At 73.1% G+C, this 9,588-nt stretch carries 8 protein-coding genes and 1 pseudogene; all 9 read left to right on the top strand.

The features are described from left to right. Positions 1-1,086 (top strand): hypothetical protein (locus tag HMPREF3105_RS05160; protein WP_070708913.1); only part of this gene is annotated, 1,086 nt, incomplete at its 5' end. A gap of 3 nt (positions 1,087-1,089) precedes the next feature. Beyond that, positions 1,090-1,571 (top strand): annotated as a pseudogene (gene dcd / locus HMPREF3105_RS05155) (dCTP deaminase); the annotation flags it as partial. Then, positions 1,535-2,989, top strand: a complete 1,455-nt coding sequence (locus HMPREF3105_RS05150) for an MFS transporter (protein ID WP_371441099.1) — start codon at positions 1,535-1,537, stop codon at positions 2,987-2,989. The pseudogene dcd and the gene HMPREF3105_RS05150, both read left to right, overlap by 37 nt. Positions 2,990-3,057: 68 nt before the next feature. Continuing rightward, on the top strand, positions 3,058-6,156 hold the full coding sequence (locus HMPREF3105_RS05145) for a Na+/H+ antiporter subunit A (protein WP_070708911.1): 3,099 nt from the start codon (positions 3,058-3,060) through the stop codon (positions 6,154-6,156). Further along, a complete protein-coding gene (locus HMPREF3105_RS05140; protein ID WP_070708910.1) occupies positions 6,153-6,713 on the top strand; it encodes a sodium:proton antiporter in 561 nt (186 codons plus the stop codon). The genes HMPREF3105_RS05145 and HMPREF3105_RS05140 overlap by 4 nt, the downstream gene beginning before the upstream one ends. Further along, the gene (locus HMPREF3105_RS05135; RefSeq protein WP_070708909.1) at positions 6,710-8,341 is read left to right on the top strand and encodes a Na+/H+ antiporter subunit D; all 1,632 of its coding nucleotides are present in this window, start codon (positions 6,710-6,712) and stop codon (positions 8,339-8,341) included. Before HMPREF3105_RS05140 ends, HMPREF3105_RS05135 begins: the two co-directional genes overlap by 4 nt. After that, complete coding sequence (locus HMPREF3105_RS05130; RefSeq protein ID WP_070708908.1) at positions 8,328-8,945, top strand: Na+/H+ antiporter subunit E; 618 nt, start codon at positions 8,328-8,330, stop codon at positions 8,943-8,945. Before HMPREF3105_RS05135 ends, HMPREF3105_RS05130 begins: the two co-directional genes overlap by 14 nt. Continuing rightward, positions 8,945-9,283 carry an MrpF/PhaF family protein gene (locus tag HMPREF3105_RS05125; protein ID WP_070708907.1) on the top strand — a complete coding sequence of 113 codons (339 nt, stop codon included), beginning with the start codon at positions 8,945-8,947 and terminating at the stop codon, positions 9,281-9,283. Before HMPREF3105_RS05130 ends, HMPREF3105_RS05125 begins: the two co-directional genes overlap by 1 nt. Beyond that, positions 9,280-9,588 (top strand): monovalent cation/H(+) antiporter subunit G (gene mnhG, locus HMPREF3105_RS05120; protein WP_070708906.1); only part of this gene is annotated, 309 nt, incomplete at its 3' end. The genes HMPREF3105_RS05125 and mnhG, both read left to right, overlap by 4 nt.

Genomic DNA, 9,588 nt, shown 5'->3' with positions numbered 1-9,588 from the left:
GCCGGCCTGGTGGACGCCGTCCTCCCGCCGGCCCGCCACGCGGACGACGACGCCGCGGCCGGCCTGCTGCTCGCCCTGCGCGAGCCGGTCCGCGAGGTGTTCGCCTCCGACTCGTTCGCCGCCCGCCCGTACGCCGACGCGCCCACCGTCCGCGCGCTCTTCGAGGACTTCCTCGCCCACCCGCGCCGGCACGACCCCGAGCGCTTCTGGCGCCTGCTCAACCTCGAGCTCTGGCTGCGCGACGCGGTGGACGCGGACGCCGCCCCGGCCGGCCCCGCCACCGCGGTCGACGAGGCCCCCACCGCCCCGGCACCGGCCAAACCGGACCACGAGCCGAACCCGGGCAAGGAGCTCGACCTGGTCTCCGCCGAGGACGGCCGCCGCTACCGCCGCTTCCCTGTGCAGACCGGCCTGGTGGACCGGGACACGGACCTGCAGGCCTACCTGCGCGGCGAGATTGAGGACTTCTTCCGCGACCTGCCCGCGGACGCGATGCCGCAGGACGCCCCGTGGCACTTCTCCGTGTCCGAGAAGATCGTGGCCATCACCCAGGGTCGCTCCTACTACACGTGGGAGGTCCGCCCCTCCGTGGCCGCGCGCGCCCTCTCCCGCCTGGTCACCCGCACGCCCGCGGGCATCGGCCTGGGCGATCCCACCACCATGCAGCTGGCCATCCAGGAGGCCGGACTGCCGCGCATCGTGCTCTCCGCGGCCGCCGGCGCCGCCGGCAAGGTCGCCGGCAAGCGCGGTGTGTTCTACAACGTGGTGGGCGGCAACGTCCGCGCGATCGACGGGCCCACCACCTACTCCACGTTCCCGGCCAACGTCTCGGCCAAGCTGCCGCCGGCCGAGCCGGACCGGGTGGCCGCCGAGGTCTCGGCGATGATCCGGGCGGCGGACATCCCGGCCTGGGCGAAGGCCTCCTTCGCCGGCACCGTCGTGATGGACGCCAACGACATCGGCCGCAACGCCCTCGGCAAGGACACGGCCGCGTCGGCCGCCGCCCTCGAGGCCGCCTTCGCGGACAACCCGCTGGGCCAGGGCCGCGAGCGCACCCCGCTGGCCGTCGTCGTGCGGATGGACTGAGCCGTGCTGCTCTCCGACCGCGACATCCGCGCCGAGCTCGACTCCGGGCGCGTGGGCCTGGACCCCCTCGACCCGGCGATGGTCCAGCCCGCGTCCGTGGACGTGCGCCTGGACCGGTTCTTCCGGCTCTTCGACAACCACCGGTACGCGCACATCGACCCGCGCCAGGAGCAGGACGAGCTGACCCGGCTGGTGGAGGTGGACCCGGACGAGGCCTTCATCCTGCATCCGGGGGAGTTCGTGCTCGGCTCCACCTATGAGCGGTCACGCTGCCGGACGACCTCGCCGCCCGCCTCGAGGGCAAGTCCTCGCTGGGGCGGCTGGGCCTGCTGACGCACTCGACCGCCGGGTTCATCGACCCCGGGTTCTCCGGGCACGTCACGCTCGAGCTGTCCAACGTGGCCACGCTGCCCATCACGCTGTGGCCGGGGATGAAGATCGGCCAGCTGTGCTTCTTCCGGCTCTCTTCGGCGGCCCAGTCGCCGTACGGCACCGGGGCCAACCAGAACCGGTACCAGGGTCAGCGCGGGCCCACGGCCTCCCGGGCGCACCGCGACTTCCACCTCACCCGCATCGAACGATGACCGACGTCGCGCTCCCGCCGGTCGCCTCCGCCGCCCCGCGCCGCCAGGTGGCCGCGTGGGCGCTGTGGGACTGGGGCTCGGCCGCGTTCAACGCGGTCATGGTCACCTTCGTGTTCGGCACCTACCTGGCCTCGGACGCGTTCGGGCCGGACGAGCGGGGCACGGCGTGGCTGTCCACGGCCCTGGCGATCGCCGGCGTCGTGATCGCCCTGACCGCGCCCGTGATGGGCCGGCGCGCGGACGGCGCGGGCCGGCGCCGCCTCTGGCTGGGGGTGATGACGGCGGCGGTGATCGCGTGCACCGCGGCGTGCTTCTTCGTCACGCCCCGGGAGTCCTCCCTGCTGCTGGGCGTCACCCTGATCGCCCTGGGCACCGTGTTCTTCGAGTTCGCGGAGGTGCAGGTCAACGCGATCCTCGTGCAGATCTCGACGCCGGCCACGATCGGCCGGATCTCGGGGATCGGCTGGGGAGCGGGCTACCTCGGCGGGATCCTGCTGCTGCTGATCGTGTTCGTGGGCTTCGTCTCGGGGGACGCGCACTGGTTCGGGATCACGGAGGACGAGGGGCTGAACATCCGGGTCGTGGCGCTGGTGGCCGCGGCGTGGTTCCTGGTGTTCGCGATCCCGGTGCTGGTGGCCGTGCCGGACCCGGCGCCCGCCCCGGCGGCGGACGGCGGGCCGCGCCGTGAGTCGGTGCTGGGCTCCTACCGCGAGCTCGGGGCCACGCTGGCCCGGATGTGGCGCGAGGACCGGAACACGCTGTGGTTCCTCGTGGCCTCGGCGGTGTTCCGCGACGGCGTGGGCGCGGTGTTCGTCTACGGCGCCATCCTGGGCACCACGGTCTACGGGCTGGCGGCCTCGGACGTGGTCCTGTTCGCGATCGCGGCCAACGTGGTGGCCGCCCTGGGCGCCTTCGTGGGCGGGCAGCTCGACGACGCAGTCGGCCCGCGCCGGGTGATCCTCGGTTCGCTGGCCGCCATGGTCCTCGTGGCCGGGGCGCTGTTCTTCGCCTCGGGCACCCTCGCGTTCTGGGTCGGCGGGCTGGCGCTGTGCCTGTTCGTGGGCCCGGTGCAGTCGGCCTCGCGCGCGTTCCTGGGCCGGCTCACCACGCCGCGGACGGCGGGCGAGGTGTTCGGGCTGTATGCCACCACGGGCCGCGCGGTCGGGTTCATCACGCCCGCGCTCGTGACGCTCGCGCTCGCCCTGCACCCGGACAACCGGGTGGTCATCCCCGTGATCGCCGTCGTGCTCGTGGCCGGTGGGCTGCTGTTCGCCCGGGTCACGGAACCGATCACGCGGAGCGCGGAATCGGTCCGCTGACCCCGGACCGAGGGCGTCCCTCCGCTAGGCTGGACCGGACCCTCGCCCGTGTCTGACGAAGGGACCGCATGCTCGTCACCCTGACCGCGCTCTTCGTCGTCGCGCTCGCCGCCCCGGTGATCTTCCGGTGGACGGGACGTCAGGGGTTCTATCTGCTCGCCGCCGCTCCCGCGGCGGGTTTCGTCTGGCTGCTCACCCAGCTGCCGCACGTGTTCGCGCTGCAGGAGGCGCTCGACGCCGGCCGGCCGGTCCCGGCCTCGGCGGCGCACCTGGACCGGTCCCTGCCCTGGGTGCCGTCCCTGGACATCACGCTCGCGTTCCGCATGGACGCGCTCTCCGCGTTCATGTCCCTGATCGTGCTCGGCGTCGGTGCGCTGGTGCTGGCGTACTGTGCCCGCTACTTCCGGGAGCACGAGGCGAAGGACGCCGTGTTCGGCGGCCAGCTGCTGGCCTTCGCCGGCGCGATGTTCGGCCTCGTCACCACGGACGACCTCATGGTGCTCTACACCTTCTGGGAGGTCACCTCCGTCCTGTCCTTCCTGCTGATCGGCTACTCCGGCCACCGCATCTTCGCGCGCCGCTCGGCCATCACCGCGCTGATCGTCACCACGGTCGGCGGCCTGGCCATGCTGGCGGGCCTGATCATGCTGGCCCACATGGCCGGCTCCTGGCGGATCTCCGGCGTGCTGGCCGCGGCCCCCGGTCTCCTCGCGGACGACGGCGGGCGCGTCCTGCTCGAGGTCGCCGTCGGCCTCGTGCTGATCGGTGCGCTGACCAAGTCCGCCCAGGCGCCGTTCCACTTCTGGCTGCCGGGCGCGATGGCCGCCCCGACCCCGGTCTCGGCCTACCTGCACGCGGCCGCGATGGTGAAGGCCGGTGTCTTCCTCGTGGCCCGTCTGGCCCCGGAGTTCCACGGCCTCGCCATGTGGCAGGTCCTCGTGATCGGCGTGGGTCTGTGGACCCTGCTGCTCGGCGGCTGGCGGGCCCTGCGGCAGACCGACGTCAAGCTCGTGCTCGCCTACGGCACGGTCTCCCAGCTCGGCTTCCTCATGGTGGCCAACGGGCTGGGCGTCCGCGACGCGGCGCTGGCCGGCCTCGCGATGCTTCTGGCGCACGCCCTGTTCAAGGCCCCGCTGTTCATGGTGGTCGGCATCATCGACCACGAGGCCGGCACCCGCGACCTGCGCGAGCTCTCCGGCATCGGCCGCCGCCATCCCGTGCTCGCCGCCGTCGCCGTCCTGGCCGCCGCCTCCATGGCCGGCCTGCCCCCGCTGTTCGGGTTCGTGGCCAAGGAGGCGGTCCTGCAGAGCCTGACAGACCACGGCGCGGGCCACGGCGGCCTGCTGGCGTGGGCGCCCCTCGTGCTGATGGCCGCGGGGTCCGTGCTCACCGTGGCCTACACGTGGCGCTTCCTCTGGGGCTGCTTCGCCGTCAAGCGGGACGAGGCGGGCGAGACGGTGCCGGAGACGCAGTTCCACACCCGCGTCACCACCCTCGAGCTGGCCCCGGCCGCGCTGCTCGCGCTCGTCGGCCTCGTGCTCGCCTTCCTGCCCGGCCCGGTGGAGGGGATCATCACCGCCCACACGGGCTCCCTGCCGCCGCTGGACCCGGCGGAGAAGCCGGCCTACCTGGCCCTCTGGCACGGCTGGACGCCCGCCCTCGCCGTCTCCGCCGCGGTGTGGCTGCTCGGCGCCCTGCTCGCCCTCGGCCGGCCCCGGTTCGAGGCGTTCCAGCGCCGCGTCGAGTTCCCGGTCGACGCCCTGCGCACGTACCGGAAGATCACCGGCGCCCTCGACGAGGCCGCCATCTGGGTCACGGGCCGCACCCAGACCGGCTCCCTGCGGCGCTACCTGGCCATCATCCTCACGACGGCGGCCGGTCTGCCCCTCGCCTTCCTCCTGTTCCCCGTCGGGCGGGAGGACCGCGTCCTGGCCACCGCGTTCCTCGACGGGGACCTCCTCTGGGCGGAGAGCCCGGCGCAGCTGGTCATCGTCCTCATGATCGCCGTGGCCACCGTGTTCGCCGTCCGCGCCCGTCGCCGGTTCATGGCGATCATGCTGGTGTCCGTGACCGGCTACGGCTCGGCCGCCCTGTTCGCCCTGCGCGGCGCCCCGGACCTGGCGATCACCCAGGTGCTCGTGGAGTCGATCATCCTGGTCACCGTGGTCCTGGGCCTGCGCGTGCTGCCTCCGGACTGGCACACCCGCCGCACCGGGTCGCGGCGGCTCGGGCGGCTGACCGTGGCCGTCGGCTTCGCCGTGTCCATGATGTGGATCGCCGCCACCGCCCTGACCGCCCGCACCGCCGAGCCCATCTCCCTGGCCATGCCGGAGCAGGCCTACGTCCACGGCCACGGGCTGAACGCGGTCAACGTGACCCTCGTGGACCTGCGCGGGTGGGACACGTGGGGCGAGATCACGGTGCTCGCCGCCGCGGCCACGGGGGTGGCCTCGCTGATCTTCCTGCAGCACCGGGACGGGCGCACCCGCAGCATCGACGACGTCGCCCCCGGCTCCGTCGGCGATTTCGGCGCCGACTCCTCGCTCGGGGCGCGCGAGCTGTCCGTCGTGCGCAGCTTCGCCGTGGACGACCGCGAGGGCCAGTGGCTCGTGGCGGGGCACACGATGGCCCCCGAACGGCGCTCGATCATCCTGGAGGTGGTCACCCGCTTCCTGTTCCCGATCATGATGCTGCTGTCCGTGTACCTGCTGCTGGCCGGGCACAACACGCCGGGCGGCGGCTTCGCGGGCGGCCTGCTGGCCGGGTTGGCCCTGACGCTGCGGTTCCTGGCCGGCGGCCGCTTCGAGCTGCAGGAGGCCTCGCTCATCCCGGCCGGCGCCATGCTCGGCCTGGGCCTGGCGATCGCCACGGCCACCGGCCTGGCGCCGCTGTTCTTCGGCGGTCAGGTGCTGCAGTCCGCCGTCGTCGAGTTCACCGACCTGCCGCTGTTCGGCGACTCCCTGAAGCTCGTCTCGGCCACCGCGTTCGACATCGGCGTGTACTTCGTGGTCGTGGGCCTCGTGATGGACGTGCTGCGCTCGCTCGGCGGTGAGGTGGACCGCCGAGGCGAGGAGGCCCGCCGCGCGCGGGCGCGCGCCGCGGCCCGCCGTCGCCACCCCCGCATGGCCACCCCGTCCACGCCGAAGCCCGAGGAGGCCACCCCGTGACGACCGTCGACCTGGCCCTGCTCGCCGCGATGGGCGTGATGTTCGCCGGCGGCATCCACCTCGTGCTCGAGCGCAACCTGACCCGCATCCTGATCGGCGTCATGCTGATCAACAACGCCGCCGTCCTGCTGCTGTTCCTCTCGTCCGGCGGCACGGGTGCGGCCCCCCTGTTCGTGCCGGGCCGCGACCCGCGGGAGTACGCGGACACCCTGCCGCAGGCGCTGATCCTCACCGCGATCGTGATCGGCTTCGCCGTGATCGCGTTCCTGACCGCCATGATCTACCGCTCGTGGCTGCTCATCCGCGAGGACGAGGTCGAGGTGGATGCGGAGGACGTCAAGATCGCCCGGATGCCCGCCTGGGACGCGGAGGACGACGCGGAGCTCGTGGAGGAGTCCTCCGAGTTCCTGGACGACGCCGCGGACCCCAACGCCCACTACGAGCACGCCACGGAGTCCCGACCCCACGTGCGCCACGCCTCGCCCACGCCGCCCGCCCATCCCGGCCCGGCGTCCGTCGTCCGTGCCCACCGCGCCGACGGGGGGCCGCGCCCGTGAGCATCGGCACCCTCCCCCTGACCGACCTGGCCCCGTTGGCCGTCATGCTGCCCGTGCTGGGCGCGGCCGTGACCTTCATGCTCGTGCGCCGCCCCCGCGCGCAGATCACCGTCACGGTCTCCGCGCTCGTGCTCACCCTCGTGCTGGACGCGCTGCTGCTGGCCTCGGTCTGGGACACCGGGGTCGCGGCCGTCCACCTCGGCGGCTGGCCTGCCCCGCTGGGCATCAGCCTCGTGGTGGACCGGCTCTCGGCCCTCATGCTCGTGGTGTCGGCGCTGATCACCCTGGCGGTGCTGCTGTACGCCTCGGCCCAGGGGCTGATCAACCGGGACGAGGGCGGACCGGTCTCGATCTTCCACCCCACGTTCCTGATCCTCGTGGCGGGCGTGTCCAACGCGTTCCTCGCCGGCGACCTGTTCAACCTCTACGTGGGCTTCGAGATCCTCCTGACGTCCTCCTACGTGCTGCTGACCATGGGCGGCACGGCCCAGCGGATCCGCGCGGGCGTCACCTACGTGGTGGTCTCCGTGATCTCCTCGGTGGTGTTCCTGATCGCGATCGCGATGATCTACGCGGCCACCGGCACCGTGAACATGGCGGACCTGGCCGTGAAGCTGGGCGAACTGCCCACCGACGTGCAGATGGTCCTGCACGTGCTGCTCCTGGTGGGCTTCGGCATCAAGGCGGCCGTGTTCCCGCTCTCCTTCTGGCTGCCGGACTCGTACCCCACCGCGCCCGCCCCGGTGACCGCGGTGTTCGCGGGCCTGCTCACCAAGGTCGGCGTATACGCGATGATCCGCACCGAGACGCTGCTCTTCCCGGGGGAGCACGTCAACGCGCTCCTGCTCGTGGTGGCCGCGCTGACCATGGTGGTGGGCATCCTCGGCGCGCTGGCCCAGACGGACATCAAGCGCATCCTGTCCTTCATCCTCGTCTCCCACATCGGCTACATGATCTTCGGCCTGGGCCTGGCCACGGAGGCGGGGCTGGCGGCCACCGTGTACTACGTGGCCCATCACATCACCGTGCAGACCACGCTCTTCCTCGTCACGGGTCTGATCGAGAACCGCGCCGGCACCGCGAACATCGACCGCCTCGGGTCCCTGGCGAAGGTCTCCCCGTTCGTGAGCGTCCTGTTCCTCGTGCCCGCGCTCAACCTCGGCGGCATCCCGCCGTTCTCCGGCTTCCTCGGCAAGGTCGGCCTGCTGCGCGGCGGCGTCGAGCAGGCCACGCCCCTGGCCTACACGCTGGTGGGCGTGTCCCTGCTCGTGTCCCTGCTGACCCTGCTCGTGGTGGTGCGCGTGTGGACCCGCGCGTTCTGGCGCCGCGTCGAGGACCTGGAGCACCCGCCCGCCCAGCTCGTGGCCGCCTACGAGCGGGCCGTCGCCCGTGGCGAGCGCCCCCGCCCGCTCGAGCCGGGCCTCGTGCTGCCCACCACGGCGCTCGTGGGCCTGACGCTGGTGTTCACGGTGGCCGCCGGTCCGCTGTTCGCCCTGGCCGACGAGGCCGCCACGGACATGCTCGACCGCTCGCCCTACATCGCGGCGGTGCTCGACGACGCCGCGGCCGAGCGGGCCGCGGCCACCCTCAGCGTCGACCCGACGGAGGTGCACGATGCCCGGAAGTGACTCCGCCCGCCGCGACGTGGTGCGCCCCGACCGGGTCCGGGGCATCGTGGCCCAGTGGCCGCTGATCCTCGTGATGGTGGCCGTGTGGTGCGCCCTGTGGCAGGACTTCGCCCCGCACGTGGCCCTGGCCGGCCTCGCCTTCGCGCTGCTGATCCTCGGGCTCTTCCCGATGCCGAGCATCCCGTTCAGCGGCCGTCTGAACCCCTGGTGGTCCCTCGTGTTCACGGTGCGGTTCCTCGTCGACGTCGTGCGCGCCTCGGTCAACGTGACCGGGGTGGTGCTGCTGCGTGGCCGCCGCGCCCGCGGCTCGATCGTGGGCGTCCCGCTGCGCAGCCACGACGACCTCATCATCACGCTCGTCAGCCACGCCCTGGTCCTGGTGCCGGGCTCGATCGTGCTGGACGTGGACCGGGTCCGCTCCGTCCTGTACCTGCACGTGCTCGACGCGACCACGGACGAGGACGTGGAGGGCTTCCGCGCCAAGGCCCTCGACGTGGAGGCGGGCATCATCCGCGCCGTCGGCACGCGTGAGGACCTCGAGCTGGTCCGCCGCTTCCCGAGTTCGGCGCCCCCCGCCGCCCGCCCCCCGAAGGAGGAGGCCTGATGGACCCCATGGACCTGGCCACGTGGGTCGGCGGGGCGCTGCTCGTGGTCGGCGCCGTCGGTGCGCTCTACCGGATCGTGCGCGGCCCCTCGCTGCTGGACCGGGCGGTCGCCACGGACGTGCTGCTCGTGGTGTTCTCCGGGATGCTCGTCCTGGAGATGGCCGTGCACCGCCACACCCACCACGTGGTCCTCGTGGTGCTGGCCGCCACCGTCGGCTTCGTCGGCTCGGTGACGGTGGCGCGCTTCGCGGAGGACCGGCGCCCGGACCACTCGCTCGAGGACCAGGCGCGCGTGCCCGGCACCACGGACGTGCCGGGCGGGGAGGAGGGCCGATGACCGACACCGCCACGCTCCTGGACTGGCTGGCCGCGTTCCTGCTCGTCAGCGGCGCCTTCTTCTCCCTGGTGGCCGGCGTGGGCCTGTTCGTGCTCCCGGACCTGCTGGCCCGCATGCACGCCGCCGCCAAGCCGCAGGTCCTCGGCCTGCTGCTCATGCTCGCCGGGCTGGGGATCGTGTGGCGGTCGTGGGTGTGGCTGCCCGTGCTGTTCCTGGCGTGGATCACCCAGATGGTCACGGCCCCGGTGGCCTCCCACCTGGTGGGCCGCACGGGCTACCGCACCAAGCACGCCCGCCGTGAGCTG

Source organism: Micrococcus sp. HMSC31B01 (assembly GCF_001816085.1).
GTDB classification, from domain to species: Bacteria; Actinomycetota; Actinomycetes; order Actinomycetales; family Micrococcaceae; genus Micrococcus; species Micrococcus luteus.
Note: the sequence above shows the minus strand (reverse complement) of the source record. Positions and strands in the feature narration are given on the sequence as shown.